The sequence below is a fragment of the Streptomyces sp. NPDC060049 genome, assembly GCF_042736715.1.
In the GTDB taxonomy this organism is placed as follows: Bacteria; Actinomycetota; Actinomycetes; order Streptomycetales; family Streptomycetaceae; genus Streptomyces.
This window is the reverse complement of record NZ_JBHWVV010000007.1, coordinates 298,256-325,018: the sequence shown is the minus strand read 5'-3', so window position 1 is coordinate 325,018 and position 26,763 is coordinate 298,256. Positions and strand designations below refer to the sequence as shown.

Genomic DNA, 26,763 nt, shown 5'->3' with positions numbered 1-26,763 from the left:
CCGCCGCCTTCCGCCTGGAACAGCCGCGGCGATGCCGCGCCCACCCACCCGTCCGGACGGCGGGCGATCAACCTCAACCGCCGCCGTCCAGGGGCTGTTCCGTCCAGATCGTCTTGCCGGCCGCCGTGTACCGGCTGCCCCAGCGGTGGGTGAGCTGCGCGACGAGGAACAGGCCGCGCCCGCCCTCGTCGGTGAGCTGCGCCCGGCGCAGGTGCGGCTGCGTCTGGCTCGGGTCGGAGACCTCGCAGATCAGCACGCGGTCCTTGATCAGCCGTAGGCCGACCGGGCCGCCCGCGTACCGGATGGAGTTGGTGACCAGCTCGCTGACGATCAGCTCCGTGGTGAAGACCAGGTCCTCCAGTCCCCACGCGGTCAGCTGGTCCGCGACGAGCGTACGGGCCCGTCCGACGAGGGAGGGGTCGGCGGCCAGCTCCCACGCGGCGGTGGCGTCCGAGGGCACCTCCCTGACCCGCACGACGAGCAGGGCGAGGTCGTCGTGCGGCGGCTCGCCGGCCTGCGCGGCCAGGATGCCGCGCCCGATCTCGGTGACCGGCAGCCCGCGGTCGGCGCCCTCCCGGGCCTGCGCCCCGATCGCCTCCCGCTGCCGCTCGGAGCGGTCGGTGTCCTTGGCGAGCGCGCCGCCGCAGAAGACGAGCACGTCACCGGCTCCCAGGCGCAGTTCCACCCCGTCGAACGGCTGCCCGCCGGTGCCCAGCACAGGACCCGGGCGGTACGTCACCGTGCCGCTCCCGGCGCCCCCCTTGGCGGCCAGCACGGGCGGAGCGTGGCCGGCGCCCGCCAGCACGCACAGGCGGGACACCGGATCGTACGTGGCGTAGAGGCACGTGGCGCCGGTCAGCGCGCTGGGCGTACCCGTAGCCGGTTCCTGGCGGTCGTCGTCCTCGATGAAGCGCACGACGAGGTCGTCGAGGTGGGCCAGCAGTTCGTCCGGACCGAGGTCGAGATCGGCCAGGGTCTGCACCGCCGATCGCAGTCGCCCCATCGCGGCCGTGGCGTCGAGGCCGCGTCCTTCGACCGTGCCCATGACGAACGCAAGCCGTGTCGAGGGGAGTTGGATGACATCGAACCAGCTACTGCCGACGGCCGCGGTCGCCGCTGCGGGCACGTGGACCCCCGAGGTCTCGGCGCCGGTGACGTCCATGACCGGCCTGGGCAGGAGACTGCGCTGCAGGGCTTCCGCGGTACGGCGCTCGCGGGTGTACCGGCGGGCGTTGTCCATGCTGAGCGAAGCCCGGGAGCCGATCTCCTCGGCGAGGACCGCGTCCTCCTGGTCGAAAGGGCGGCGCTCTGCGGTACGCCACAGGAGCAGGCCGCCGAGCACCGCGCCGCGTGCTCTCAACGGGACCATCATGAGGGAGGCGGCCCCGGGCGGAAGGATCAGCCGTACGCGCTCCTCCTCTCCGGTGAGCACCGCGCGCAGATCGGTCAGGTCGGCGAGGAAGACCGCCGAGCCCGCGCGCAGGTGGGCACTCTCGACGATTTCGAGACGGACGGTGTCGCCTACGCGGTGGCTCTCGGGCGGCCACCGCCCGTCGGCGGCCCGTACGGCGACGCGCCGCAACGGCGCTCCGGTGACCAGCTCACCGGGCTCCTCGCCGAGCAGCACGGGCTGGGTCAGGTCGACGGCCGCGAGGTCGGCGAAGGCAGGGATGAGAACGTCCACCAGCTGCTCGGCGTCGCGCACCATGTCGAGGGAGCTGCCGATCTCCGCGACGGCCGCGTCGAGCAGCGCCTGCCGTTCTGCGGAGCGCTGGTCCGCGGGGGGCTCGGGGGGCGACCGGCGGACGTCTTTGGCGACGGCGACCGGTACGGAGTCGGCCGGATCCGCGGGCCGCAGGCGCAGCAGGAACCGCGCCGACGAGCCTTCCAGCAGGGTGATGATGTCGACGTCGGCGTCCAGTTTCCCGCCGTCCGCCCGGCGCAGTCGTGCGCGGGCGCTACGCCGGGCACCTCCGACAGATCCGGCCATGAGCCGGGCCCACAGGTCGACGTCCTCGAAGAGGACGTCCGCGCCGAGGCGGTCGGCCCGGGAGCCGCCGACCTCGGGAGCGCCCAGGAGAGCCGCTGCCTGACGTGTGCCGGTCAGGACCCTGCCGGCGGCGTCGAGTACCAGAACAGCCGTGGGGAAGTCCGCTGCTGCGACGGGTTCTCCCGGGCCGTTGTCGCTCACTGGTCTCTCACTCCGGCAGGGATCGACGGCGCTCCTGATCTCATTGAACACCTCGCGGACAGCGTGTGCGCGGCGGCCGGGACGGTGCGCTCGCGTCCGTCGTCGCAGGCTCCGTCAGGAGCCGGCCCTGCGCTTGTTCCACACGTCGAAACCGACCGCCGCCAGCAGCACGAGCCCCTTGATGACCTGCTGGTAGTCGGTTCCTATGCCGACCAGCGACATGCCGTTGTTCAATACGCCCAGCACGAGACCGCCGATGATCGCGCCGAGTACGGTGCCGACTCCGCCGGACGCCGAGGCGCCGCCGATGAAGGCCGCCGCGATCGCCTCCAGCTCGAAGTTGATGCCCGCCTGCGGCGTCCCCGCGTTGAGGCGGGCCGCGAAGACCAGCCCGGCCAGCGCCGCCAGGACGCCCATGTTGACGAAGGCGAGGAAGACGATCCGCTTGCTCTTGACGCCGGACAGCCTGGCGGCGGGCTCGTTGCCGCCGATGGCGTACGTGTGGCGGCCCAGGACGGAGTTGCGCATCACGTAGCCGAAGGCGACCAGGAGCACGCCGAGGATGAGCAGCACGATCGGGAAGCCGTGGTAGCTCGCGAGCAGCAGGGTGAAGACCGTCACCGCGGTGGTGATCGCCGCCAGCTTGACGAGGAAGAAGCCCTTCGGGAGCAGCCGCAGTCCGTAGGAGGCGGCCTGGCGGCGGCCCCGCACCTCCTGTATGACGGCCAGCGCGAGCACGCCGAAGCCGAGCAGCAGGGTGAGGTTGTGGTAGTTCGTGTGGGGGCCGGCCTCCGGCAGGAAGCCGCTGCTGATCTGACGGAAGCCCTGGGGGAAGGGGGCCACCGACTGGCCCTGGAGCAGGATCTGCGTCCCGCCCCGGAAGAGCAGCATCCCCGCGAGGGTCACGATGAACGACGGAATGCCGACGTAGGCGATCCAGAAACCCTGCCACGCTCCGGCCGCGGCCCCGATGAGGAGCGCGGCGGCGGCCGCCACCGGCCAGGGGACGTCGTGGTGCACCATCATCACCGCGGCCGCGGCTCCGACGAAGGCCGCCAGGGATCCCACGGACAGATCGATGTGGCCGGCGATGATGACGATCATCATCCCGATGGCCAGGATGAGGATGTAACCGTTCTGCTGGATCAGGTTGGTGACGTTGAGCGGTTTGAGCAGTGTCCCGTCGGTCCAGATCTGGAACAGCACGATGATCAGCGCCAGGGCGACCAGCATGCCGTACTGCCGGATGTTGCCGCGCAGGAGGTGTCCGAGGAGGACGCGCGGACCTTCCGGCGCACCGGTGCCCTTGCTCCCGCCAGGGGCGGTACCCGCGGCATCGGTGGCGGGGCTCTGGATCTGGGTCATGCGTCACACCTGCTCGTTCTGGGTTGCGGCGCCCGTGGTCATCAGGCGCATGAGGGATTCCTGGGTCGCGTCCGCGCGAGCCGTCTCGCCGGTGATGCGCCCCTCGGCCATGGTGTAGATGCGGTCGCACAGGCCGAGAAGCTCCGGTAGTTCCGAAGAGATCACCAGGACGGCCTTGCCCTGGGCCGCGAGCTCGGCGATCACCGCGTAGATCTCGGCCTTCGCGCCGACGTCGATGCCCCGGGTGGGCTCGTCGAGGATGAGCACTTCGGGCTCGGAGAAGATCCACTTGCTGAGGACGACCTTCTGCTGGTTCCCGCCGCTGAGCTTGCCGGTCTGCGCGAACACCGAGGGCGCCTTGATGTTCATGGTGCTGCGGTACCTCTCCGCGACGCGGGTCTCCTCGTGCTGGTTCACCCAGCCCCGCCGGGAGACCTTGCCCAGAGCGCTCAGCGAGATGTTGCGGCGGATGTCCTCCATGAGGTTGAGCCCGAGGTGCTTGCGGTCCTCGGTCACGTAGGCCAGGCCGTGGGAGATCGCCTCGGGGACCGTGCGGGTGCGGATCTCCTTGCCGTCGAGCAGGACCCGGCCACTGGTGCGGCGTCCGTAGGAGCGGCCGAAGACGCTCATGGCGAGCTCGGTCCGGCCCGCGCCCATCAGGCCCGCCATGCCGACGATCTCGCCGCGCCGGACCGTGATCGACGCTCCGTCGACCACCTTGCGGTGCACGTCGATCGGGTGCAGGACGGTCCAGTCCTCGACCGTCAGGGCGACATCGCCGATGTCCGGGGTGCGCTCGGGATAGCGGTGTTCCACGTCGCGGCCGACCATCCCGCGGATGATGCGGTCCTCGGAGATCCCGTCGGCTTCGACCGAGATGGTCTCGATGGTCCGGCCGTCGCGCAGGATGGTGACGGCGTCGGCGACGCGCGCGATCTCGTTCAGTTTGTGCGAGATGACGATGCAGGAGATGCCCTGGGCCTTGAACTCGAGGATGAGGTCGAGCAGTTTGCGGCTGTCCTCGTCGTTGAGCGCGGCCGTCGGTTCGTCCAGGATCAGCAGCTTGACCTCCTTCGCGAGAGCCTTGGCGATCTCGACGAGCTGCTGCTTGCCCACGCCGATGTCGGCGACGCGGGTCTGGGGGTTGTCCGGCAGGCCCACGCGTTCGAGCAGGGACCGGGCGTGGGTGAGCGTCCGGTGCCAGCTGATGAAGCCCCGCGAGGCGTGCTCGTTGCCGAGGAAGATGTTCTCGGCGATGGACAAGTAGGGGATCAGCGCCAGTTCCTGATGGATGATCACGATGCCGCGGCGCTCGCTGGCCCGGATGTCGCCGAAGGCGCACGGTTCGCCCTGGAACCGGATCTCGCCTTCGTAGGAACCGTGCGGGTGCACGCCGCTGAGCACCTTCATCAGGGTGGACTTGCCCGCCCCGTTCTCGCCGCAGATGGCGTGGACCTCGCCGGCGGCGACGGTCAGATTGACGTCCGACAGCGCCTTGACGCCGGGGAAGGACTTGCTGATCGAACGCATCTCGAGGACGGGTCCGGCCATGGTGGTGAGTCCGTTCGACTGGGTGGTGCGGCGGGCCGGTCGGGGCGGCGCCGCACCACAGGCTCTTCGGCCCCGGTGGGTGGGCCCGGTGGCGGCTACTTCAGCTGGTCGTCGGTGTACTGCCCGGAGTCCACGAGCAGCTTCCGGTAGTTCTCCTTGTCCACGCTGACCGGCTGCAACAGGTAGGACGGCACGACCTTGACACCGTTGTCGTACTGTTTGGTGTCGTTGACCTCGGGCTGGCGGCCGGTGAGCAGTGCGTCACCCATCTGTACGGCCACCTTGGCGAGTTCACGGGTGTCCTTGTAGACGGTCTGGGTCTGTTCGCCGGCGATGATGGACTTCACGGAGGCGAGCTCGGCGTCCTGGCCGGTGACGATGGGCAGCGGCTTGCCCGCGCCGCCGTAGCCGACTCCCTTGAGGGACGACACGACGCCGATCGAGATGCCGTCGTAGGGCGAGAGCACCGCGTCGACGGTGGCGGACGAGTAGGCCTTGCTGAGCAGGTTGTCCATCCGGGACTGGGCCACACCGCCGTCCCAGCGCAGAGTGGCTGCCTGGGTGAATTCGGTCTGGCCGCTCTTGACGACGAGCCGCTTGGCGTCGATGTGGGGCTGGAGGACGCTCATGGCGCCCTGGTAGAAGAACGTGGCGTTGTTGTCGTCCGGCGATCCGGCGAACAGCTCGATGTTGAAGGGGCCCTTGCCGTCCTGGAGGCCGAGCCGGTCGGCGATGTACGTGGCCTGCAGGACGCCGACCTTGTAGTTGTCGAAGGTGGCGTAGTAGTCGACGTCCCCGGTGCCGCGGATCAGACGGTCGTAGGAGATGACCCGGATCTTGGCGTCGGCGGCCTTCTGGAGCACGTCGCTGAGCGAGGAGCCGTCGATCGGAGCGATCACCAGGAGCTTGGCCCCCTTGGTGATCATGTTCTCGACCTGGGCGACCTGGTTCTCCACGACGTTGTCGCCGAACTGGAGATCCGTCTTGTAGCCCTTGGCCTGGAACTGCTTGACCATGTTGGCGCCGTCGTTGATCCAGCGCTCGGAGGACTTGGTCGGCATGGCGATCCCGACCAGGCCCCCCTTGGCGTCGCCGGCGGCCGCATCGTCCCCGACGCCGTTCGAGCTCTGGCCGCACGCGGTCAGGGCCAGACCGAGGGCTGCCACGACTACGCCTGTCGAGATTCTTCGCACTTTTCCTCCAGTGATGCGCCGTGACCCGGCGCGGTGAGGGGGCGGGCCCGGCCTGACGGTGCCCAGGCGGATTCCGGACGGCGGAGCCGGCGCCGGCCGCTGGGACGCACGGCACCGCACCGCTCCGGCCTGGTGTGACACGAGTGTTAACGCTCACAACTGCGCCGTCAAGGCCCCCGGGGTGACCTTTGCTCACCCGTCGCAAAGCCCCTCCCGACCGCCTGCGCCCCGGGCCCGGGCCGCCCCGCGGAGGCGGAGGCCGGCGGCAGCGGGAGAGCCGCGACCTCCTCGGCTCGGCGGAGCGGAGCGAAGCCGACGTCCCCCGGGGCCCGCCGTGCCCGCTCGGACACATGGTGGGACGATGGGGTTGCCGGCGGTAGAAGCGCGAGGAGCTCGTGCGCCCACCCCGAAAGAGACAGCAGGCCAGGCCATGACCAAACAGCCGAAGCCGTCCCAGCCCAAGCACGGCGAGGGCCCGAGTCCCCACAAGGGCACCGACCAGCACGGTTGGTCGCCTGACGTGGACCAGACCCATCAACAGGAGAATCCGAGCGCCCACCGCTCCTTCCATCCGGACACCTACGCCCCGGCCAAGGGGCCCGGCCGGAAGGTCTCCAAGGAAGAGGCGGGCAACCCTCACGGCGAACCGGTGAAGAGCAGCGGCGAGCGCGGGGAGGATCAGAGCAAGGGATCCGGCGAAGAGGGCATGCACGACCTCGGCCCGCGCGGCCGTTCACGGCGCCCCAGCGGGACGAAGGACGCCTCCGCTTCGACCGGAGTCGACCCCCAGGACCCGCCCGGCACCCGCAGCGGCGGCTGAAGGTCGTTGCAGAAGCACCGATGCGGCCTGCCCACACGCACCGTCTGCAACAACCCGTAGACGGGTCCGGTCGGACGAGCCGCAGGTGGTCCGGGCCCCACGTACGGCTCATCCGGATCGTCCCCTCAGCAGATGCGCGGCAGCTGCTCCCCGATCGGCAGGTCGACCACACGGGTGCCGCCGAGGCCGGTCCGGGCCACTACGAGGCCCGGGTGGGTTTCCACCGCCTCGCCGATCACCGCCGCGTGCCGGCCGAGCGGGTGGGTGCGCATCGCGGCGAGTACGGCCTCCGCGTGCTCGCGGGGTACGAACGCGACGAGCTTGCCCTCATTGGCCACGTAGAGCGGGTCGAGGCCGAGGATCGCGCAGGCGTTGGCGACGGGCACGGGAACGGGAACGCTGCCCTCCTGGATGACCACGCCCACGCCGGACGCGGCAGCGATCTCGTTGAGCGAGGCGGCCAGACCGCCCCGGGTGGGGTCGCGCAGGACGTGCAGATCGGGCGTCACCTCCAGCATGGCCCGTACGAGGCCACCGAGAGGGGCGCAGTCGCTCTCGATGTCCACCCCGAACTCGAGCCCTTCGCGGACACTCATGATCGCCACTCCGTGGAGGCCGATCTCCCCGCTGACGATCACCACGTCACCGGGTACGACCCGCTGCGGCCGCAGGTCGACTCCCGGCGGGATCATCCCGATGCCCGCGGTGTTGATGTAGATCCCGTCTCCGTGGCCGGCCTCGACGACTTTGGTGTCGCCGGTCGCCACCTCGACCCCGGCCACGCGCGCGGCGTCTCCCAGGGCCTCGGCCACACGGGCCACCACGGAGAGTTCGACGCCTTCCTCGAGGATGAATCCGCACGACAGGTAGGCGGCTTGGGCTCCGCTCATGGCCAGGTCGTTGACCGTGCCGTTGACCGCGAGGCCGCCGATGCTTCCGCCCGGGAAGAACAAGGGGCGCACGACGTAGGAGTCGGTGGAGAAGGCCAGCCGGACCCCGCCCAGCGTGACGGCCGCCGAGTCGCCGAGCTGGGACAGCACGGGGCCGCCGAAGGCGGGTGCGAAGAGGTGCTCGACGAGCTCGGCCGAGAGCGCGCCGCCGCCGCCGTGACCCATCACCACCCGGGGGCGGTCACGCAGGGGTGCGGGGCAGGACCAGCCGGTGATGTCGAGGGTCGTGTCAGACAACGGGGCTCGCCTCCAGCGGCGTGTCGGTGGTTTCGGCCGGTTCCGCGATACGGGCGGTACGGGCCGGCGTGATCTCCAGGCGCCGGTAGAGGTAGTAGGCGGCGCACGCGCCCTCGCTGGAGACCATCGTGGCGCCGAGCGGGTTGCGTGGCGTGCAGGTCGTGCCGAAGGCCTCGCATTCGTGCGGTTTCAGCAGCCCCTGGAGCACTTCGCCGCTGCGGCAATCGGCTGGTTCGAGCGTCGTGATGCCGGTCACCGAGAAGCGGTGCTCGGCGTCGAACTCCCGGTAGCGGGGCGACAGCCGCCAGCCGCTGTCGGGGATCACGCCGATGCCGCGCCAGGCCCGGTCGGTGACCTCGAAGACGTCGCTCAGCATGGCGAGCGCCGCCGGGTTCCCCTCCGGGCGCACCGCGCGCGCGTAGGCGTTGTCCACGGTGTGCTCGCCGCGTTCGAGTTGCCGCACGGCCCTGCGTACGCCTTCCAGGATGTCAAGGGGTTCGAAACCGGTGACGACGATCGGGACGCGGTGGCGCGCGGCGAGCTCCGGATACTCTCCGGTGCCCATGACGCTGCACACGTGCCCGGCGGCCAGGAAGGCCTGGACCCGGCAGCTCGGCGACCGCATGATCGCTTCGATCGCCGGGGGGACGCGGACGTGGGACACCAGCAGGCTGAAGTTGCGGATGCCGAGCTTCTTGGCCTGATACACCGTCATGGCATTGGGCGGAGCGGTGGTTTCGAAGCCGATGCCGAAGAACACCACCTCGCTCCGGGGGTTCTGCTGCGCGATCTTCAGGGCGTCGAGCGGGGAGTAGACGACCCGTACGTCGCCGCCTTCGCTGCGCACTTGGAAGAGGTCGCGGCCCGTCCCCGGTACGCGCAGCATGTCCCCGAAGGAGCAGAAGATGACGTCGGGGCGGGAGGCGATCTCCAGAGCCTTGTCGATCACCTCCAGCGGGGTGACACACACCGGACAGCCCGGACCGTGGATCAACTCCACCATGTCGGGGAGGAGTTGATCGATGCCGTGCCGGATGATGGTGTGGGTCTGGCCGCCGCACACCTCCATCAGGGCCCAGGGCCGGGTCACCGTGGAGTGGATGTCCTCCAGGAGCCGGCGTGCGAGGTCGGGGTCCTGGAACTCGTCGATGTACTTCACTGCTGCGCCGCCTCCCGCGCTACGTCCTCGGGGCCGTCGGCGAAGGGCCACGGCTCCCCACCGGCCTCCGCGGCCTGCTCCCATGGATCGCCGAACTCCTCCTGGAGCATCCCGAGTTCCGCGAAGAGCTCCAGGGTCTGCTTGGCCGACTCCTCGTCCAGTCGCTGCAGGGCGAAGCCGACGTGCACGATCGCGTACTCACCGACCCGGAGGTCCGGCAGATACTCCAGGCACACCTCCTTGACCACCCCGCCGAAGTCGACGCTGGCCATGCGGGTGCCGTCCTTCTCCTCGATCTCAATCACTTTGCCGGGTACCGCCAGGCACATGGGCTTCTCCTTGCTGTGGGTGGTGCGTCACGAGGGCGGAGTCGGCCGCGGCCGCGGTGGCGGCCGCCACCATCAGCTGGCCGAGGGCCAGGCCGCCGTCGTTGGGGGGCACGCGGTGGTGCCGGAGCACGGTGAATCCGTGTCCGCGCAGGCGGCGGGCGCACGCCGAGGACAGCAGGGTGTTCGCGAAGACCCCGCCGGTCAGTGCGACGGCCTCCAGGCCGTACCGCTCGCGCGCGCGGAGGCACAGGTCGGCGACGAGCGCGGCGACGCCGGAGTGGAAACGGGCCGCGATGAGGGGTGGCGGGGTACCCGTGCGCACGTCGGCCGCGACGGCGGCCAGAACGGGCGCCGGATCGGCGACGACCGGACGCCCGGCGCCGGAAGCCGGCACGCGCAGGGCGAAGCGGTAGCCCTGCCCCTCGCCGTCTCCCGCCCCCGCGCCGCGCGCCGCGGACTCCAGCTCGATCGCGGCCTGGGCCTCGTACCCCGCGAGGTGGCGGACACCCGCCAGTGAGGACACGGCGTCGAACAGCCGTCCCATGCTCGACGTGGGGACGCAGTTCAGGTCTCGGTCCAACTGGCTTCGCAGAACCCGTAGTTCATCGGTCGGGCAGGCCGCCGTGCAGGGCAGGTCCGGCGCCCAGTCGAGGCCCGCCGCCCGTAGGTGCGCCAGGGCCATCCGGTACGGTCGCCGCACCGCGGCGTCACCGCCCGGCAGCGGCACGTACGCGAGGTGTGCGAATCGGTCGTATCCGGCGTAGTCGGCGAGGAGGACCTCGCCTCCCCACACGGCTCCGTCGTCCCCGTAGCCGGTGCCGTCGAAGGCGACGCCGATGACCCGCCGACTGCCGTCCAGACCGTGCTCGGCCATCACGGACGCGATGTGCGCGTGATGGTGCTGTACGCGCACCAGCGGCCGGCCGCCCGCGTGCCGTCCGGCCCACTGCGCGGAGCGGTACCCGGGGTGCCGGTCGGAGGCGAGCAGCCGGGGCGCGACGCCGGTGACGGACTCCAACTGCCGCTCGGCGCGCTCGAACGCGTACTGCGTGGCCAGATCGTCCATGTCGCCGATGTGCGCGGACAGCCAGGCCCGGCGCCCCTCACCGAGACAGAACGCGTTCTTCAGGTCCCCTCCGACCGCGAGGCTCGCGGGGACGGCCAGGGGCAGCGGCAGGGGCAGCGGGGCGTGGCCGCGCGAGCGCCGGACGATCAGTGCTTCCCCGTCGCACACGCGGACCACCGAGTCGTCGCACGGGACGTGGATGGGGCGGTCGTGGGTCAGCCAGGCATCGGCGAGGCCGGCCAGCCGGTCGAGGGCGTCGGTGTCGTCGGTGGCGATGGGTTCGCCCGAGAGGTTTCCGCTGGTCATGACCAGCAGCCGGGGTCCGGGCGGATCACCGGGCAACCCGAGCAGCAGGTGGTGCAAGGGGCTGTACGGGAGCATCACCCCGAGGTCGGGACTGCCCGGGGCGACGTCGGCGGCCGCGCCCGCGGCGCCCGCGCGGCGGCGCAGCAGGACGATGGGCCGCTCCCGCCCCGTGAGCAGGCTCCGTTCCCGGGGACCGACGTGGACGAGCTCTTCGACGGCGGGGAGGTCCCGCGCCATCAGGGCGAACGGCTTGTCACCGCGGGCCTTGCGCCGGCGCAGTTCCCGGACGGCGTCGGCGCGGCCGGCGTCGCAGGCGAGGTGGTAGCCGCCGATCCCTTTGACGGCGAGGATCGCCCCGGAGCCCAGGAGCCGCCGGGCACCGGCCACCGGGTCGGCGTCGTCCGTCTCGCGCGGCGGCGTGCCGGTGAGGAGCCGCAGCCGGGGTCCGCAGGCCGGGCAGGCGACGGGCTGGGCGTGGAACCGCCGGTCGGCGGGGTCGGCGTACTCGCGGGCGCAGTCGGGGCACATCGGGAAGCCGGCCATCGTGGTGTTCGGCCGGTCGTAGGGGAGTGCGGTGACGATGGTGAAGCGCGGTCCGCAGTGCGTGCAGGTGATGAAGGGATGGCGGTGGCGTCGGTCGGCCGGGTCGGCGAGCTCGGCGAGACAGTCGGCGCACGTGGCCACGTCCGGGGAGATCAGGGTGCGGCCGGGGCCCCCCGCCAGGGAGGCGACGATGGTGAATCCGGCACCGCCCACGGCCGGGACCTCGTCGTGGTCCACGGTGTCGACGACGGCGAGCGGGGGAGCGTCGGCCGCGAGCCGGTCGCAGAACTCCGCGACGGCCGACGGTGCGCCTTCCACCTCGGCGACGACGCCCTCCGCGGTGTTGGTGACGTGGCCGGCCAGCCCCAGGCCGGTCGCGCGGGTGTACACGTAGGGCCGGAACCCGACTCCCTGCACCACGCCGCGGACCGTGACCCGGCGGCGCTGGAGCGCCTCCATCAGTACGTCTGCACCGCGGTGGGACGGCCGTGCTGCTCGGGGTCGGGGTGCGGGTGCGGGTGCGTGTGCGGTTGACCTTCTGCGTGCCCGCCCGGGTGGGCGTGCTCGTGGCCGTGGCCCTGGTCGTGGCCGTGGCCGTGCGCAGGCGTGCCCCGGCCGGAGGCCTGCCGGGCCATGACCGGCGTGTGCGTCGCCGCGCCGTCCGCGACCGCGGTCGCCCGGTCGAGCAGGATGCCCACGCCCTCCCCGGAGCGCGCGGACGTCCGTACCACCTCCACCCCCGGATTGACCTGCCGGACGTGCGCCCGGAACGCGTCCTCGTCGAAGTCGACCGCCCCCGCGATGTCGGTCTTGGTGATCACCACGAGCTGAGCGAGACCGAAGGCGGTCGGGTACTTCAGGGGCTTGTCCTCACCCTCGGTCACCGAGGCCAGGACGACCCGCAGGGACTCGCCGAGATCGTAGGAGGCGGGGCAGACCAGGTTCCCCACGTTCTCCACGAACAGGAGCCGGGTGGCATCGGGCAGCCAGCCGTCCAGGTGCCGGCGGAGCATCCCGGCCTCCAGGTGGCACAGCCCGTCGGTGAGCACCTGCTGGACGGGTACGCCGGACCGCGCCAGCCGTACCGCGTCGTTCTCGGTGGCCAGGTCGGCGGTGAGGGCGGCCACCGCGAGACCGCGCTCCCGGGCGAGGAGCAGTTCGCGCTCCAGCAGGGCCGTCTTCCCGCTTCCGGGGCTGGAGAGCAGGTTGACGGTCACCGTGCCGCGGGCGGTGAGATCGGCCCGCAGGGCGTGCGCGGCGGAGTCGTTCTTGGCGAGTACCGCCTGCTTCAGGTCGACCACTCGGCACATGGTTCGTCGCTCCTCGGAGTTCGGTTCGCGGATGGGTGCGTGGCCGGGGCGACGCCGCAGTCGTCGTCCCAGTCGACACTGACGATGTGCAGCTCACGGCCCGAGAGCAGATCCACGTGCGCGGCGCTCCCGCATCCGGGGCAGCACAGCCGGGGCGGCATGCCGACCGCCCACTCCCGTGTGCAGGACGCGCACCGCGCGCGGGCGGACACCGGCTCCGTGACGAGCTCGGCACCGTCGAGGACCGTGCCCGCGCAGGCCAGTTCGAAGCAGAAGGACAGGGCGTCGGGGACCACTCCGGCCAACTCCCCGACACGGAGGCGCACCACGCTCACGCTGCGCGCGCCGGCGGCCTCGGCCGCTTCCTCCACCTGGCCCACGACGGCCATGGCGATCGACATCTCGTGCATCGGACTCCGTCCTGCCGGGGCTCATTACAGCGGCAGGACGGGGACGGTGCGGCCGGGCGCGCCGACGCGACGTCCGCCGCGTACGCCGTTCGGTCGCTCCGGGGGCCCGAGCCGGCGCCCGGCCCCGCGTCACGTCCCGAGCCGGCGCCCGCCGTCGTGTCACATGCGGCGCATGTGCAGATAGCGCTTGATGTCGGGGAGGATCTGCTGCAGTACGGCGAGGAGCGCGGCCGCGGCCACACCGCAGATGACGGCCTTCTTCACGGGGTCCTCCTCAACTCGGCGACCGGGGCCGCCTGTCCTTCGGGGTCGTGTCCTTCATCGGGGTGATCTTCTTCGTCGTGCTCCTCGGGGACGTGCCCTTCGAGGTCGTGCGTCTCGTGGCCGTCCCGCAGCAGGTCCAGGATCATGCGCACGGCCTCCGACACCGCGGCGGCCACCGGGCGGCTCAGCCCGATGCCCTCCGCGATCGAGGCGGGCTCGCATCCCACGACCAGGACCCGCCGGGGCGGGGTGGAGCCGGTGGTCTCGCACAGGGTGCCCAGCAGGGCCAGGACCGCGTCGGGGGACATGTGGTGGCCGTCCAGCAGGGCGCCGCCCGGCTGGACGGAGCCCGGTTCGTCGGCCTCGATGAGGTAGAGCGTGCCGGGGGCGCCGCCGCGCGCCGTGGCGTCCGCCAGGACGAGGGTGTCGTAGCCGTCGAGGAGCTGGTAGGCGAGGTGTACTCCCCGGACGCCGAAATCCACGGCCTCGACATGGGCCGGAAGGTCGTGCGCGGACAGCCGGCGCAGCGTCTCCACTCCGAAGCCGTCGTCGCCGAGGAAGACGTTGCCGATGCCCGCGACGAGCACGCGGCCGCTCACGCGTCCGCCAGGGGCGAGAGTTCGTCGGGCTGGAAGTAGAGGAACCGGCCCTGCTCCCGGCGGATGTCGGCCCCGGGATCGCCCTCCACGGTGACCGCGAGGTGCACCCCGCCGTCCACGTCGTGCAGGACGGCCTCGACCAGGGCGGCGCGGCCCCGCAGGAACAGGTCCTGGGCGTCGGTGCGGCGCAGGCCCGGACGCAACAGCACCCGGCTGCCGACACCGACCGGTACGCCGTCGACGAGGACCCGGTCCCGCGCGGGACCGGCCGTGTCCGTGTGCGCCGGGTCCCACCAGGGGGTCTCGGGTCTGAACACCGCCTGCTCGTCGACGAGTTCCGCGGCGTCGTCCAGCCCGTCCGGGCCGGTGATCTCGCGCAGGGCGCGCACGGCCCCGTGCAGCCGCTCCAGCACCTCGGGGGGCATCGACTCGGCCAGATCGATCACGGCGGCGGCCCTCGGGTCCGTTCCGCGCGCTTCCCGCTTCTCCTGGTCGGTCAGGGCTGCGGTGCGCAGGGCGAGGATCTCGTCGATTTCCGTGGAGTCGTACATCGCGCCGATGCTCTCGGGAGCGATCGCGGGATGGTCCTCCAGGATGATCGGCGAGGACAGCACCACGTCCGCCCGGCCCGGCTCCCCGGCGAGAACGGGCCAGGTGTGCCGGTTGAGGCAGGAGGCGACGGCACCCTTGGCCCATTCCGGCGGATCGGTCATCGACAGGAAGGAGCCGCTGCTCAGGCCCAGCAGGAGGTGAGCGGCCACGAGCGAGTGCGGCAGCGCGGCCTCACGGTCCTCGCCGTCGGCGGCGGGGGTCCAGGGACTGGTGTTCTCCACCACCGCCGTGAGTTTCAACACCCGGTAGGGTCCGCCGAGTTCGGTGGCGCGCAGCCGCACTCGCCCCTCGATCCGCTCGGTACGCCGCACCAGGCGGCCGACGCATCGTCCCTCGCCGTCGGTGACGGGCTCAACATCCTCCGTGGCCGCCCGCGAGAACGGGATCTCGGCTCCCTCTCCGGCCAGTTCGGCCAGGCCGACGCTCAACTCGACGCGCTCCTCGGCCCCTTCGTCCCAGGGCACCAGCACCCGGTCGTCCAGGTGCAGTTCGGCGACCTCCTTGAACCCGCCGTCGGGCAGGGCCTCTTGTACGGTGCGCCGCCGCGCGTGGAGGAACCGCAGCTCCACAGCGAGCGTCGCCTCGCCTCTGGGCTCCATCAGGAGCTCCGTCTGCTGGAAGGAGTGCTCGTCGTGCGCCGGTCCCCACGCCGGCGGTACGAGCACGCCGAACTGCCAGCGCAGCCGGTTCTTGGCCGCAGAGGCCCGGTAGGGGTACAGCACGTACCCCTCGAAGAGGACCGCGTCGGCCACCTGCCGGGCGGTCGCGAACCGGGCCTGTGGTGGGTTGGCCGTCGTCACGGCGCCGTCCTCTCGGTGACACGCGGCAGGACGGTGCCCAGCCGCAGGGGTTGCGGGGGCTCCGGCCGGGACCCGGCCGCCGCGTCCAGGAGGGTCCGTACGGTTGCCTCCCAGGAGGCCAGGGCGTGCCGCGAGCGGAAGGCGAGCAGCTCGTCCATGACGTCCCGGGGCAGTCTCAGCCAGCCGCAGCCGGGGAAGTGCTGCTCGACCATCTCGTGCCAGACCGCCACGGGCATCCGGTACGAGGCCTCGCGGTCCCAGGGCACGGGCTCGACGCGGAAGCCGCCGGCCCCGGTGAACGCGGTGCCGGAGAACAGCATCAGCAGGGGCGCCTCCCCGTCCTCGAGGGAGCTGAAGTACCGGCTCGCGGCGATGTCCATGTCGTACGTGCACGGCACGACCAGGTCGATCTCGGTCTCCCCGGTGAAGCTGGGGACCATGAGGGCGACCTGCGCGAACTGCACGGGCTGCATCGTGGTGCCCCAGCGGGAGCGTTCGCCGAACAGGTCGGCCAGGCCCGCCGCCTCGGCGGGTCCGTAGCCGCGCCGGGCGGGCTCGATGCGCAGTTGGCAGCGCAGCGCCAGGGCGTGTACCCGGGTGGGCTCGGGGCCCCCGCCGGCCGTGACGCGCAGCCGGAACACCAGGGTGGGTCCGGCGGCGTACGGGTCGGCGCGCACGCCGGTGCAGGTGAAGCCGAAGTCCGTCATGGCGCGGATGCCTCCGCCGGGGTCTTGGCCCGTCGCCCGACCTCGGCGAAGAAGTCGGCGAGTGCGGCCCGGGCTTCCGCTCCGCCGTCGAACCCCGTCCACAGCAGGCGCATCCGCCCGACGAGCTCGTAGCAGATGTCGATCGGCACCAGATAGCAGTCGGTCCGTCCCTGTTCACGACGCAGCAGCAGGGCCTCCACGTCGGGTTCGAGGAGCGGGGCGAGGCGCCCGGCGCCGAGCACGGTCTGCCAGGTCTCGGCGTCGAGTTCGCTCTCGGTGGCGCCGGCCGGACTCGGGTAGAGCGCGACGAGACGGTCGAGGGCGGCGTTGCGGAAGAAGAAGGCGACGCCGACCGGGATCTGGAGCATCTCCCAGGCGCTGTCGTCGAGCCGGTGGTCGGGGTCGGCGAGGTAGCGGCCGGGGACGGCGCGGAAGCGGCCGGTGGCGACGCCGGGCCGGTCGAACAGCAGGGCGCACGCGGTGCAGGCGCAGACCAGCGCCCGCTTCTCGGTCTCCACGACGTGGCGGTGCGCGTTCTCGGCGACCGCCACACCGCAGAGCCCGCAGACCTCTGGGCGGGCCGGGCGGGCGCCGGTGAAGCGGCGCAGTCCGCGCGGGGCGCCCGGCGCGCCCGGCGCGCCCGGGCCGGGCCCGCCCTCCGTGCGGAGGGCGGGCGGGGACCACCCCGGGGAGCCGCTCACAGCGCCCGCGCCGAGGTCTGCGGTCGCGTCCCGATCTGGAGCAGGACCGGTGCCGGGGCGTCGGCCGGCTCCATCTCCACCGTGATCACCTCGGGTGCGAAGCAGGCGAGAGCGTCCTCGACGGCCCGGGAGGGCTCCGCGCCGGCTTCGGCGCTGCCGCAGCCGCAGCCGCCACCGGGCGCGGACCGCAGCCGCAGCGTTCCGGTGGCCTCGTCGAAGCCGAGGACCTCCACGGGTTCCCGGGCGCTCGCCAGGGCGCGGGCGATGCGGGCGTCCACGTCCTCGGGGTGCAGGTCGTGCAGGGCGAGCAGGCTCGCCACGAGTTCGTCGTCGAGGAGTCCGGAGAGCGGGGCCTCGCCGAGGCCGGCGACGATCCGGGCGAGCCCGGCACCGTAGAAGTCCATGAGGACGCGCACCAGTTCCTCGGCGGCCGCACACGCCTCCCGGTCTCCGGTGGCGGCGAGCCGGTCGAGCACCTCCTCGACGCGCACCCCCGTCTGACGGGCATCGGCCCGCACGCTCGGGGCGGCGCTCATCCGCCCAGTCCGCTCAGGCCGGTGGGCACGTGCATCTGCTTCACCGTCTGGCCGCCGCCCACGTACATGTGGACCCCGCAGGGGAGGCAGGGGTCGAAGCTGCGCACGGCCCGCATGATGTCGATGCCCTTGAAGTTCTCCGGAGTGTTCTCCTCGAAGATCGGGGTGTTCTGCACCGCGTCCTCGTAGGGGCCGGGCGTGCCGAAGGTGTCGCGGGTGCTGGCGTTCCACGGGGTCGGTGGGTAGGGGTGATAGTTCGCGATCTTGCCGTCGCGGATCACCATGTGGTGCGAGAGCACCCCGCGCACGGCCTCGGTGAAGCCGACGCCGAGGCCCTCGTCGGGGACCTCGAACTTCTCCCAGGTCTGCGTGCGGCCGGCGCGGACCTCCGCCAGGCCCTTCTCGGCGCAGTGCAGGGCGATGGCGGCCGCGTACGCCTGGAAGTACGTGCGGGCGCGGTTGCGCTCCAGCGCGTTGCTCCACCTCGGGATCTTCCACTCGAAGCGGGTCTCGGGCTTGGTCATCGTGCGGGGGAGCGTGATGACCACGCTGTGTCCGGTGGCCTGCACGTAGTCGGTGTTCACCAGCCCGGACAGGGCGGTGGACCACAGTCGGGCGAGGGGGCCGCCGCCGGTGTCGAGGGCGAGGTGGTCCTTGCCGTCGAACCAGCGCGGCGACATCACCCAGCTGTACTTGTCGTCGAAGTTCCGCTTCTGCGGGGCGGGGATGGTGTGCTGGTTCCAGGGGTGGCGGGCGTCCACCGGGTTGCCGAGTGGGTCGTGGGTGACGAACTTCTCCTGGCCCTGCCAGTCGTCGTAGTAGGAACTGCCGAGCAGGATCCGGATGCCGAGGTTGATCTCGGTGAGGTCGTTGGTGACGAGCTTCCCGTCCACCACGACGCCCGGGGTGACGAACATCTTCCGTCCCCAGTCCGTCATGTTGGCGTAGGTGAAGTCGCAGTGCTCGGGGTCGTTGAGCGCACCCCAGCAGCCCAGCAGTACGCGCCGGCGGCCGACTTCCTCGTACCCGGGCAGGGCCTCGTAGAAGAAGTCGAAGAGGTCGTCGTGGAGCGGGACGACGCGCTTCATGAACTCGCAGTACCGCATGAGGCGGCTCATGTAGTCCGTGAAGAGCTGGACGGAGGCGATGGTGCCGACACCGCCCGGGTAGAGGGTGGAGGGGTGTACGTGGCGCCCCTCCATCAGGCAGAACATCTCGCGCGTGTAGCGGCTGACTTGGAGGGCCTCGCGGTAGAACTCGCCCTCGATGGGGTTGAGCGAGCGCATGATGTCGGCGATGGTCTTGTAGCCGTGTTCGCCGGCGTGCGGGGAGGGCGTGCGCTCGGCCAGTTCCAGGACGCCGGGGTTGGTCTCGCGGACCATCTTCTCGCAGTAGTCGACCCCGACCAGGTTCTCCTGGAAGATGTTGTGGTCGAACATGTACTCCGCCGACTCGCCCAGGTTGATGATCCACTCGGCGAGGTGGGGCGGCTTCACCCCGTAGGCCATGTTCTGCGCGTACACGGAGCAGGTGGCGTGGTTGTCACCGCAGATGCCGCAGATGCGGCTGGTGATGAAGTGCGCGTCGCGGGGGTCCTTGCCGCGCATGAAGACGCTGTAGCCGCGGAAGACCGACGAGGTGCTGTAGCACTCCGCGACCCGCTTCTGCTTGAAGTCGATCTTCGTGTGGATGCCGAGACTGCCCACGATCCGGGTGATCGGATCCCAGGCCATCTCCACCAGGCCGCTGCCGTCGCCGGCTGCCTTCGTCTTCGGTGTCATCGTGTCTGCCGTGGCCCTTCGGTGCTGGATCGGTGGTTCTCACATGGGTGTGCGTGCGGGGTGGGTACGGATGGGGGCGAGCACGCCTCCGATGCGTCCGCGCGCGCGTGCGCACGGGGGCCGGGGCGGCCCGGCCGCTCACCAGGGCGGGCGGTAGCCGGTGGTCAGCTTCTCCCCGCGGTGGCGCCACTTCGGCTCCTGGTCCACGGTGTGCGCCGTGATCGCCCGGAGCTTGCGGACCACCGCCCCGTAGGCGCCGCTCGCGGCGCTGGACACCTTGCCGCCGGGCGGTTCGTCCATGAAGGGCATGAACTTGTCGGGGAATCCGGGCATGGTGCAGGCGATGCAGATGCCGCCCACGTTCGGACAGCCGCCGATGCCGTTCATCCAGCCGCGCTTGGGCACGTTGCACTTGACGACGGGGCCCCAGCAGCCGAGCTTGACCAGGCACTTCGGGGAGTCGTAGGTGTGGGCGAACTGCCCCTGCTCGTAGTAGCCGGCCCGGTCGCAGCCCTCGTGCACGGTCGCGCCGAACAGCCAGGTGGGGCGCAGCTTGTCGTCGAGCGGGATCATCGGGGCGGAGCCGGCCGCCTGGTAGAGCAGGTAGGTGAGCGTTTCGGAGAAGTTGTCCGGCTGGATCGGGCAGCCGGGCACGCACACGATCGGGATGCCCGCCTTGGACTTCCAGTCCCAGCCTAGGTAATCGGGAAGGCCCATGGCGCCGGTCGGGTTGCCCTCCATCGCGTGGATGCCGCCGTACGTGGCGCAGGTGCCGATGGCGACGACCGCGAGGGCCTTGGGCGCCAGCCGGTCGATCCACTCGCTGGTGGTGATGGGCTGACCGGTCTGAGGATCGTCGCCGAAACCGCACCAGTAGCCCTCGGGCTTGATGCTCTCGTTGGGGATGGAGCCCTCGACGACGAGCACGAAGGGGTCGATCTCTCCGCGCTCCCCCTTGAAGAACCATTCGATGAAGGTGTCCGCGCCACCCACGGGACCGCACTCGAAGTCGATCAGCGGCCAGTGAACGGCGATCTTGGGCAGGCCTGGCAGTACACCCATCACGATCTCTTCGATGCTGGGCTGCATGGCCGCGGTCAGCGACACGGAATCGCCGTCGCAGCTCAGCCCCGCGTTGATCCAGAGGATGTGGATCGGGGGGTCCTCGGCTTCGGTCGGCGCTGCTGTGTCCATCCGGATGCCTCCTAGGGGAGGGGTGGCGGGGGAGGTGAGACCCGTACGACGGCCTCACCCTTCTTGCTAACAGGTGGACGGCCTCGATGCCCGCTCATGTGCGCCCAGTCCAGTGACCGAGCGCGGGACCGCCGCCCTGCGCGCGGCCCGAGTGCGCGGGGGTGGCGGCCGGGGTCTCCTTGCGGACGAACGCCCTGCGCAGGGCGTGGTACGGGGCTTCGGGGTCGAAGAAGGTGTCCCGCATCCGGGCGAGCTCGGCCTCCCGGTACGAGGCAAGCGGCCTCACCGACTCGTCGAGCTCGCGCCGTGCCTTCTTCCCGGCGATCCGGGCCTGCACCGCCGGCGAGCCGGCCAACCGCACGGCGAGCCGTGCCGTGACGTCCGTGAAGGCCTCCGGCGCGCAGGCGATCGTGCGGTCGGCGAGCCCGAGCCCCACCGCGGTGGCGGAACCGACGGGCAGCGCGTCGCGGGTGAGCCGCTCGGCGACCTGCGCACCGACGCGGCGCGGCAGGCTGTACGTCCAGTACTCCGAGCCGTACAGCCCCATCAAGCGGTAGTGGGGGTTGAGGACCACGCCCGAGCGGCACCAGACCTCATCGGCGGCGAGGGCGAGCACGGCCCCGCCGGCGGCGGCGTTGCCCCCGAGGGCCGCGACGACGAGGCGGTCGGTGGTGGTCAGGACGGCTTCGACGAGGTCGTCCATGGCGTTGATGTTCGCCCAGGACTCCTCGGCCGGGTCCGCGGCGGCCTCGATGACGCCCAGGTGGATGCCGTTGGAGAAGAAGTCCCGGCCGCCGCCGAGGACGAGCACCGAGGTGGGGCGCGAGCAGGCGGTCCGGTAGGCGTCGAGCAGGCGCCGGCACCGCTCGGTGCTCATCGCCCCGCCGGGGAAGGAAAACGTCAGGAACCCCGCCCCGCCCTCCTCCCGGTAACCGATGTCGGACCAGGTACGCCGGTGTGCGGTGCCGGCGGTGAGCACCGGGGCGGGGTGCTCGGGGAGTGGTCGCGGCAGGTGCGGTGGGCGCAGGCGGTCGCCGAGTGCCACCGTGGCCGGGAGCTTGAGGGGGGCCGGTTCCCCGGGAACGCGCCGTGCCCGGAGTTCGGGGATCCAGACGGCGCCGTCGGTGGTCGCCCGGCACACGGCCCCGGCGCGGGTCGCGAGCAGTTCGCCCGGGTGGCCGCGCAGCCGGTCCTCCGGGTGGCCGCCGTGCAGGTACCACTCGCCGCCGAGCAACTCGTCCCGTACGCCGGGCTGGGAGTCGGCGGCCCGCAGGACGCGCAGCACCCGTTCCGTGGAGTCCCGCCGCCAGTCGATGCCGCGGTGTTCCTGGCGCAGGTAGGGCAGGGCGCGGCCGGTGATCTGGGGCTGCGGTGCGTAGGTGCCGGAGGCGAAGCGGTCCACGGCGAGCAGGACCGCCTCGAGCGCGGCGTCGGCGATCTCCCCGCGGTACAGATCGCTCTTCGCGACCGGGGGGACGGCGCATTCGGCGGTGGCCCAGACGTCCCCGGCGTCCATCTCCTCGACAGCCTGCAGGACGGTGACGGCCCAGCGCGTCAGCCCTTCCTGGACGGCCCGGTCGAGGGAGGAGGGCCCGCGGTCGCCGACCGGTCCCGGGTGGACGATCAGGCAGGTGCGGGTGGACCACACCTCCCGCGGGATGGCCGTGCGCAGCATGGGCGCGAGGATCAGGTCCGGCTGAAGGCGGTCCACGGCCTCGATCAAGTCGGTGCCGGGCAGGGCTAGTTCGACGGCGACGTGGTGGCCCTGCTCGCGCAGTTGGGCGTGGACGCGCTGCGTGAGGCTGTTGAAGGCGCTCGAGACGAGCAGGACCTGCACGTGATCTCCTCCGCTGCCGGGCCACGGATCGTGACCGGAACATGACCGGCCGCCTGAGATCGTGGGGGATCGCGGCGGCTCCCCGCACGGCGCCGAGCGGCGTAGTCACTCGAAAGCGCGGCCTCGCGGGTCCACTCGGCGGCGCCGCGGACGGGTCGCGGACGGGATCCGCCGCCACACTGTGAAGGTGGGAGCGAGGGTCCGGCGCGCGCAAACGGAGGACGGTCGACATGGCGGACAGCCATCAGGTGCTGCTGATCTCGTTCACTGATCGGGAGGCCGGCCGGGCGGCGTTCCAGGATGCTCTGACGCTGCCGGGGCTGCGTCAGGCCTCGGTCCTGGAGCGCTCCGCCGAGGGGTTGCTCGATGTGCCGGAGACGCATGTGCAGGGAGCCGGCCGGCGGACGGCCGGCGGCGGGCTCGCCGGCGGACTGCTCGGCTTGCTGGGAGGACCACTGGGTGTCCTGCTCGGTGCCGCGGCCGGCGCGGCCCTGGGCGGCGCAGTCGAGAATGAGGAGCTGTTGAGGGACGGCGCGGGTCTGATCATGCTGAGCAGTCGCATCGACGAGGGTTCGTCGTTGCTCATCGTCGATCTGGACGAGGCCGCGCGGGAGCCCGCGGACGAACTGGCGCGGCGCCACGGCGGGGCCCTGGAGCGCATGCCCGAGGAGGAGTTCGCCTCCCAGGTGCGTGCCGCGGAGCAGGCGGCGGAGGAGTAGACGCGGACGCTCCCCGCCGTGGTGGCCGACGCCTGTTCAGGAGTTGAGGATCCTGCTCTTCTGCTCCGTGAATTCCGCCTCGGTCAGGATTCCCTGTGCCTTCAGAGCCCCGAGCTCCTTCAGCTGATCGATGCGACTGGTCATGTCGTCAGCCGGCGGAGCCGGTGCGACGGGGGCGGGCGGTGCGACGGGGGCGGGCGGAGCGGACTGCGCAGCGGGTTGCGTGTCCTGTTCGGCCCATCGGCCGGCCTGACGCCGCGATACCCGGTTGGAGACGGCGGTCGCCGTACCGGCCACCACCGCGGTGCGCGCTACTCCTCGAAGAAGACCAGGCACGTTGCTTCTCCCTCTGTCGGGGGCCGGGCCGGACAGGCCGTACCGGCCGCCGGCCCTCCCGTTCCATCCAGCATGGCACCGACGCGGGACGCGCGCGCTTGCGGGCGTCCTCGGGCGGCAAGGCTGCCGCCCCGGGGCGTCGGATGGTCACCCTGGGGGCGGGGGCGGGGGCGGGGGTGTGATCCGGCGGGTGGCGGAGCGCAGGGCGAAGGCCATCACCACTTCGAACACGCCGAGCAGCACGAGCCACAGCCCCAGCAGTCGTGTCAGGGCGACCGCGGAGTCGACCGGGAAGCAGAGCACCACGATTCCGGCGACGGCGCCGAGGGCGCCCAGTGCGAAGAGCAAGCCGCGGTGCACGAGCGCGTGGTCGGCGATCGCGACGTACGCCGTGAGGACGCCGGTCAACAGCCAGAACACTCCGACGATCAGGGAGAGTGCGCCGATCGTCTGCATCGGATGCCGCAGGACCAAGACGCCCGCCAGAAACGCGAGCAGGGCGATCAGGACGCCCGCCAGCTTGCTGCCGCCCCCGTCGCTGCTGTGCGAGAAGGCCGTGACGAAACGGAAGCCGCCGGCCACCAGGAGCTGCAGACCGATGATCACGGCCAGGATGTGCAACGTCTCGTCGGGCCAGACGAGTACGAGGATGCCAGGGATCAGGGTCGTGAGGGCGAAGCCGAGCGCCCAGTGCCACGAGCCTCCGAGCTGCTTGAGGACGTCCTCGGGATCGCTCTGTGTGTGCTGCCGTGCGGTGTCGGAGGGTACGGTCATCACGCCTCCCGGGCCAGCCGAACGACCCTTCGGGGTATCCAAAGGACGTCGGACATGCCTTGTGTACCTATCGGTCCCACTTTAGGTCGTTGTGGTACGGCTCGCTGCTCAGGGTCGGGCCGCGGGCCGCGAAGGGCGGCCGGAGCGAGGTTGCTCCGGGCTCACGGGCAGCGGGCAACCGGGTCGTCGTGGACGAGGGCGCAGATCATCTGCTCGCCGCGCCGGTGGTCCGGATAGGCCGCGAGCAGTTCGGCCTTGAAGTCGTTCCACTGGCGGGTGGTCTCGGCGGTGGCTCCGGAGACGGCGTGGTCGAAGTTGTCTCCGGACTTTGAGCGGCGGGACGCGGCGGTGTCCTTGTTCAGCTCGCGGTTGTGCGTGACGCGGCCCGCGCAGTCCTCGGATTTGACGCCGGTGGAGTCGAAGTCGGAGTAGCAGCCCGTCGTGAGGTCGACGGGCATGCGCGTGCGCGCGTCCCGGGTCCAGTCGGCGTCCTTCATGGAGCTGTAGCGGCGGATGTCGAGGAAGGGGGCGACATCGGTGCGCGCGAGGCCGGGAGGGTCGGCGGTGCCGACCGCACCGGGTGGGGTCCGGTCGGACCAGTTCGAGTGCGAGTAGAAGTCCTGGATCGGGTGCCAGCCGCGGCCGAGCTGTTCCAGGACGTCGCACTTGGCGCGGGTGGGTGCCTTCTGCCAGGTGCAGTGGGAGGACAGGTCGTTCTGGTCGGCCCGGACCTTGCCCTGCTCGTCGACGAGGCCGTCGGCCGCCCGGACCGCGTTCCGGAAGCGGGCGACCGAAGTGCGGATGCAGGCAAGGAGCTCGGTGGTGGCCTCGTCCCGGCTGCGGGGATAGTCCCGGGCGTGGCCGGGGGCGATGTAGTCGGCGTTGTCGCAGTGCAGAGGGCCCATGAGGAAGTACCCGCCGTGGTCATTGGCATTGACGGCGCCGTCGCGCGCATCGGCCATTTCGGCCAGGGTGACCGGCTCCCAGGGCAGCGCTGCCCGTGTGATGGTCTCGTGGTTGCCGCCGGTGAAGGCGAGCGCGGGGCCGGACGGCACACAGGTCAGGGCGATCACGAAGGCCGCCGGGACGGCCGATCGCGTCAAGGAGGGCAGCGAGCGGTACGACACGTGACGCTCCCGTCGAAGGGAAACGGACGTCTGCCCACAAGCCTAACGAACGGGTGGTGCGGCCGTCGGGTGCTCGGGCCCGAGCACCCGGGCGGCTTCGTTCACGTACGGCCGACCGGATCCTGGTCCTGGACGGCCTCCACGGGCCCCGGCCGGGAGGGCATGCCGGTCGGGACCGGCCCGGACGGGCCGCGCCGGCGGCTGATCCAGGCTGCGGCGGGTTCGGTGTAGCGGGCGGTGAGCGGTCCGACGACCACGAGGATCAGGACGTAGGCGGTCGCGAGCGGGCCCATGGCGGGCTCGATCCCGGCGGTGACGGCGAGCCCGGCGATGACGATGGAGAACTCGCCGCGGGCGACGAGCGTTCCACCGGCCCGCCAGCGTCCCTTGACCCCGACCCCGGCCCGCTGGGCCGCCCAGTAGCCGGTCGCGATCTTCGTCACGGCCGTGACCAGCGCCAGCGCGAGGGCGGGCAGCAGGACCGGCGGGATGCTGGCGGGGTCGGTGTGCAGGCCGAAGAAGACGAAGAATACGGCGGCGAACAGGTCCCGCAGCGGGCTGAGCAGGGTGTGGGCTCCCTCGGCGACCTCGCCGGAGAGGGCGATGCCGACGAGGAACGCGCCGACGGCGGCCGACACCTGGAGCTGCTGGGCGAGGCCCGCGACGAGCAGGGTCAGGCCCAGGACCACGAGGAGGAGCTTCTCCGGGTCGTCGTTGGAGACGAAGCGGGATATGTGGCGGCCGAACCGGACCGCCACGAACAGCACCCCGCCCGCGACGCCGAGCGCGATGGCCAGTGTGAGACTGCCGGCCGCGAGGCTGACGCCGGCCAGCAGAGCGGTGATGATGGGCAGGTAGACGGCCATGGCCAGGTCTTCGAGGACCAGGATGCTCAGGATGACCGGAGTCTCCCTGTTGCCGAGCCGGCCCAGGTCTCCCATCACCTTCGCGACGACGCCGGAGGACGAGATCCAGGTGACCCCGGCCAGGACCACGGCGGCGACCGGCCCCCACCCCATGAGCAGGGCCGCGACCGCCCCGGGTACGGCGTTGAGGGTGAAGTCGACGAGTCCCGCGGGGTATTGGGTCTTGAGGTTGGAGACCAGATCGCTGGCGGTGTACTCCAGCCCGAGCATGAGGAGGAGCAGGATGACGCCGATCTCGGCGCCGATCGCGACGAACTCCTCGCTCGCCCCCATCGGCAAGAGCCCTCCGGTGCCGAAGGCGAGGCCGGCCAGAAGGTACAGGGGGATCGGGGAGAAGTGGAAGCGGCCGGCGAGCCTGCCGAGCAGACCCAGGCCGAGGATGATCGCGCCGAACTCGATCAGGAAGACAGCGGAGTGCAC

25 protein-coding genes are annotated in these 26,763 nt (G+C 71.6%); 2 read left to right on the top strand and 23 right to left on the bottom strand.

From position 1 onward, the window contains the following. Nucleotides 1-73 precede the first annotated feature (73 nt). The 4 genes from ACFWBY_RS16005 to chvE form a co-directional block, all read right to left on the bottom strand. Entirely contained in the window at nt 74-2,191 is a 2,118-nt protein-coding gene (locus tag ACFWBY_RS16005) for a SpoIIE family protein phosphatase (protein ID WP_385342537.1), read from the bottom strand. Nucleotides 2,192-2,305: 114 nt separating this feature from the next. Further along, nucleotides 2,306-3,556, bottom strand: a complete 1,251-nt coding sequence (gene mmsB, locus ACFWBY_RS16000) for a multiple monosaccharide ABC transporter permease (RefSeq protein ID WP_385342539.1) — start codon at nt 3,554-3,556, stop codon at nt 2,306-2,308. A 3-nt stretch (nt 3,557-3,559) separates the two neighbouring features. Beyond that, nucleotides 3,560-5,107 (bottom strand): multiple monosaccharide ABC transporter ATP-binding protein, encoded by a 1,548-nt coding sequence (gene mmsA, locus ACFWBY_RS15995; RefSeq protein WP_385342541.1) that lies wholly within the window; start codon nt 5,105-5,107, stop codon nt 3,560-3,562. Nucleotides 5,108-5,202: 95 nt separating this feature from the next. After that, on the bottom strand, nt 5,203-6,273 hold the full coding sequence (gene chvE, locus ACFWBY_RS15990; protein WP_385342543.1) for a multiple monosaccharide ABC transporter substrate-binding protein: 1,071 nt from the start codon (nt 6,271-6,273) through the stop codon (nt 5,203-5,205). A 457-nt stretch (nt 6,274-6,730) separates the two neighbouring features. Here chvE and ACFWBY_RS15985 point away from each other — a divergent pair, with 457 nt between their 5' ends. Further along, the gene (locus ACFWBY_RS15985; protein ID WP_385342545.1) at nt 6,731-7,120 is read left to right on the top strand and encodes a hypothetical protein; all 390 of its coding nucleotides are present in this window, start codon (nt 6,731-6,733) and stop codon (nt 7,118-7,120) included. A gap of 125 nt (nt 7,121-7,245) precedes the next feature. On the opposite strand, the gene hypE is transcribed toward ACFWBY_RS15985, so the two are convergent. The 15 genes from hypE to ACFWBY_RS15910 all read right to left on the bottom strand — a co-directional run bounded on the left by hypE (nt 7,246) and on the right by ACFWBY_RS15910 (nt 22,461). Continuing rightward, on the bottom strand, nt 7,246-8,307 hold the full coding sequence (hypE, locus tag ACFWBY_RS15980; protein WP_385342546.1) for a hydrogenase expression/formation protein HypE: 1,062 nt from the start codon (nt 8,305-8,307) through the stop codon (nt 7,246-7,248). Beyond that, nucleotides 8,300-9,466 carry a hydrogenase formation protein HypD gene (gene hypD / locus ACFWBY_RS15975; protein ID WP_385342548.1) on the bottom strand — a complete coding sequence of 389 codons (1,167 nt, stop codon included), beginning with the start codon at nt 9,464-9,466 and terminating at the stop codon, nt 8,300-8,302. Before hypD ends, hypE begins: the two co-directional genes overlap by 8 nt. Next, nucleotides 9,463-9,795, bottom strand: coding sequence for a HypC/HybG/HupF family hydrogenase formation chaperone (locus ACFWBY_RS15970; RefSeq protein ID WP_385342550.1), 333 nt, complete (start codon nt 9,793-9,795; stop codon nt 9,463-9,465). Before ACFWBY_RS15970 ends, hypD begins: the two co-directional genes overlap by 4 nt. Next, nucleotides 9,764-12,169: a carbamoyltransferase HypF gene (gene hypF, locus ACFWBY_RS15965; RefSeq protein ID WP_385342552.1), complete on the bottom strand. Its 2,406-nt coding sequence runs from the start codon at nt 12,167-12,169 to the stop codon at nt 9,764-9,766. The genes ACFWBY_RS15970 and hypF overlap by 32 nt, the downstream gene beginning before the upstream one ends. Then, a complete protein-coding gene (gene hypB, locus ACFWBY_RS15960; protein WP_385342554.1) occupies nt 12,169-13,020 on the bottom strand; it encodes a hydrogenase nickel incorporation protein HypB in 852 nt (283 codons plus the stop codon). Before hypB ends, hypF begins: the two co-directional genes overlap by 1 nt. Next, nucleotides 12,999-13,430, bottom strand: a complete 432-nt coding sequence (locus ACFWBY_RS15955; protein WP_385342556.1) for a hydrogenase maturation nickel metallochaperone HypA — start codon at nt 13,428-13,430, stop codon at nt 12,999-13,001. The genes hypB and ACFWBY_RS15955 overlap by 22 nt, the downstream gene beginning before the upstream one ends. Before the next feature lie 159 nt (nt 13,431-13,589). Then, nucleotides 13,590-13,694: a DUF6893 family small protein gene (locus ACFWBY_RS15950; protein ID WP_385342558.1), complete on the bottom strand. Its 105-nt coding sequence runs from the start codon at nt 13,692-13,694 to the stop codon at nt 13,590-13,592. Then, complete coding sequence (locus tag ACFWBY_RS15945) at nt 13,691-14,293, bottom strand: hydrogenase maturation protease (protein ID WP_385342559.1); 603 nt, start codon at nt 14,291-14,293, stop codon at nt 13,691-13,693. Before ACFWBY_RS15945 ends, ACFWBY_RS15950 begins: the two co-directional genes overlap by 4 nt. Then, nucleotides 14,290-15,705, bottom strand: a complete 1,416-nt coding sequence (locus ACFWBY_RS15940) for a hypothetical protein (RefSeq protein WP_385342561.1) — start codon at nt 15,703-15,705, stop codon at nt 14,290-14,292. Before ACFWBY_RS15940 ends, ACFWBY_RS15945 begins: the two co-directional genes overlap by 4 nt. Then, entirely contained in the window at nt 15,702-16,412 is a 711-nt protein-coding gene (locus ACFWBY_RS15935; RefSeq protein ID WP_385342563.1) for a DUF6084 family protein, read from the bottom strand. The genes ACFWBY_RS15940 and ACFWBY_RS15935 overlap by 4 nt, the downstream gene beginning before the upstream one ends. Next, complete coding sequence (locus ACFWBY_RS15930; protein WP_385342566.1) at nt 16,409-17,020, bottom strand: DUF5947 family protein; 612 nt, start codon at nt 17,018-17,020, stop codon at nt 16,409-16,411. Before ACFWBY_RS15930 ends, ACFWBY_RS15935 begins: the two co-directional genes overlap by 4 nt. Nucleotides 17,021-17,109: 89 nt before the next feature. After that, complete coding sequence (locus ACFWBY_RS15925; protein ID WP_385331339.1) at nt 17,110-17,649, bottom strand: hypothetical protein; 540 nt, start codon at nt 17,647-17,649, stop codon at nt 17,110-17,112. Further along, nucleotides 17,646-19,430, bottom strand: coding sequence for a nickel-dependent hydrogenase large subunit (locus ACFWBY_RS15920; RefSeq protein ID WP_385331341.1), 1,785 nt, complete (start codon nt 19,428-19,430; stop codon nt 17,646-17,648). The genes ACFWBY_RS15925 and ACFWBY_RS15920 overlap by 4 nt, the downstream gene beginning before the upstream one ends. Nucleotides 19,431-19,568: 138 nt before the next feature. Further along, entirely contained in the window at nt 19,569-20,624 is a 1,056-nt protein-coding gene (locus ACFWBY_RS15915; protein ID WP_385331343.1) for a hydrogenase expression protein HypE, read from the bottom strand. Nucleotides 20,625-20,718: 94 nt separating this feature from the next. Beyond that, on the bottom strand, nt 20,719-22,461 hold the full coding sequence (locus ACFWBY_RS15910) for a hydrogenase maturation protein (RefSeq protein ID WP_385331345.1): 1,743 nt from the start codon (nt 22,459-22,461) through the stop codon (nt 20,719-20,721). 230 nt (nt 22,462-22,691) lie between these two features. Here ACFWBY_RS15910 and ACFWBY_RS15905 point away from each other — a divergent pair, with 230 nt between their 5' ends. Then, on the top strand, nt 22,692-23,180 hold the full coding sequence (locus ACFWBY_RS15905) for a hypothetical protein (RefSeq protein ID WP_385331347.1): 489 nt from the start codon (nt 22,692-22,694) through the stop codon (nt 23,178-23,180). Between the two features lie 36 nt (nt 23,181-23,216). Here ACFWBY_RS15905 and ACFWBY_RS15900 read toward each other — a convergent pair whose 3' ends face one another. The 4 genes from ACFWBY_RS15900 to ACFWBY_RS15885 all read right to left on the bottom strand — a co-directional run bounded on the left by ACFWBY_RS15900 (nt 23,217) and on the right by ACFWBY_RS15885 (nt 26,763). Further along, a complete protein-coding gene (locus ACFWBY_RS15900; protein WP_385331350.1) occupies nt 23,217-23,516 on the bottom strand; it encodes an SHOCT domain-containing protein in 300 nt (99 codons plus the stop codon). A 147-nt stretch (nt 23,517-23,663) separates the two neighbouring features. Beyond that, the gene (locus tag ACFWBY_RS15895; protein WP_385331352.1) at nt 23,664-24,290 is read right to left on the bottom strand and encodes an HdeD family acid-resistance protein; all 627 of its coding nucleotides are present in this window, start codon (nt 24,288-24,290) and stop codon (nt 23,664-23,666) included. A gap of 161 nt (nt 24,291-24,451) precedes the next feature. After that, nucleotides 24,452-25,417 carry a hypothetical protein gene (locus tag ACFWBY_RS15890; protein ID WP_385331355.1) on the bottom strand — a complete coding sequence of 322 codons (966 nt, stop codon included), beginning with the start codon at nt 25,415-25,417 and terminating at the stop codon, nt 24,452-24,454. A gap of 101 nt (nt 25,418-25,518) precedes the next feature. Continuing rightward, nucleotides 25,519-26,763: a cation:proton antiporter gene (locus tag ACFWBY_RS15885; protein WP_385331358.1), complete on the bottom strand. Its 1,245-nt coding sequence runs from the start codon at nt 26,761-26,763 to the stop codon at nt 25,519-25,521.

Excerpts from the sequence above, each read along its gene's own strand:
- mmsB (WP_385342539.1), bottom strand. The coding sequence starts at position 3,556 with ATGACCCAGATCCAGAGCCCCGCCACCGATGCCGCGGGTACCGCCCCT.
- mmsA (WP_385342541.1), bottom strand. The coding sequence starts at position 5,107 with ATGGCCGGACCCGTCCTCGAGATGCGTTCGATCAGCAAGTCCTTCCCC.
- ACFWBY_RS15985 (WP_385342545.1), top strand. The coding sequence starts at position 6,731 with ATGACCAAACAGCCGAAGCCGTCCCAGCCCAAGCACGGCGAGGGCCCG.
- ACFWBY_RS15970 (WP_385342550.1), bottom strand. The coding sequence starts at position 9,795 with ATGTGCCTGGCGGTACCCGGCAAAGTGATTGAGATCGAGGAGAAGGAC.
- hypF (WP_385342552.1), bottom strand. The coding sequence starts at position 12,169 with ATGGAGGCGCTCCAGCGCCGCCGGGTCACGGTCCGCGGCGTGGTGCAG.
- hypB (WP_385342554.1), bottom strand. The coding sequence starts at position 13,020 with ATGTGCCGAGTGGTCGACCTGAAGCAGGCGGTACTCGCCAAGAACGAC.
- ACFWBY_RS15955 (WP_385342556.1), bottom strand. The coding sequence starts at position 13,430 with ATGCACGAGATGTCGATCGCCATGGCCGTCGTGGGCCAGGTGGAGGAA.
- ACFWBY_RS15935 (WP_385342563.1), bottom strand. The coding sequence starts at position 16,412 with ATGACGGACTTCGGCTTCACCTGCACCGGCGTGCGCGCCGACCCGTAC.
- ACFWBY_RS15925 (WP_385331339.1), bottom strand. The coding sequence starts at position 17,649 with ATGAGCGCCGCCCCGAGCGTGCGGGCCGATGCCCGTCAGACGGGGGTG.
- ACFWBY_RS15920 (WP_385331341.1), bottom strand. The coding sequence starts at position 19,430 with ATGACACCGAAGACGAAGGCAGCCGGCGACGGCAGCGGCCTGGTGGAG.
- ACFWBY_RS15915 (WP_385331343.1), bottom strand. The coding sequence starts at position 20,624 with ATGGACACAGCAGCGCCGACCGAAGCCGAGGACCCCCCGATCCACATC.
- ACFWBY_RS15905 (WP_385331347.1), top strand. The coding sequence starts at position 22,692 with ATGGCGGACAGCCATCAGGTGCTGCTGATCTCGTTCACTGATCGGGAG.
- ACFWBY_RS15895 (WP_385331352.1), bottom strand. The coding sequence starts at position 24,290 with ATGACCGTACCCTCCGACACCGCACGGCAGCACACACAGAGCGATCCC.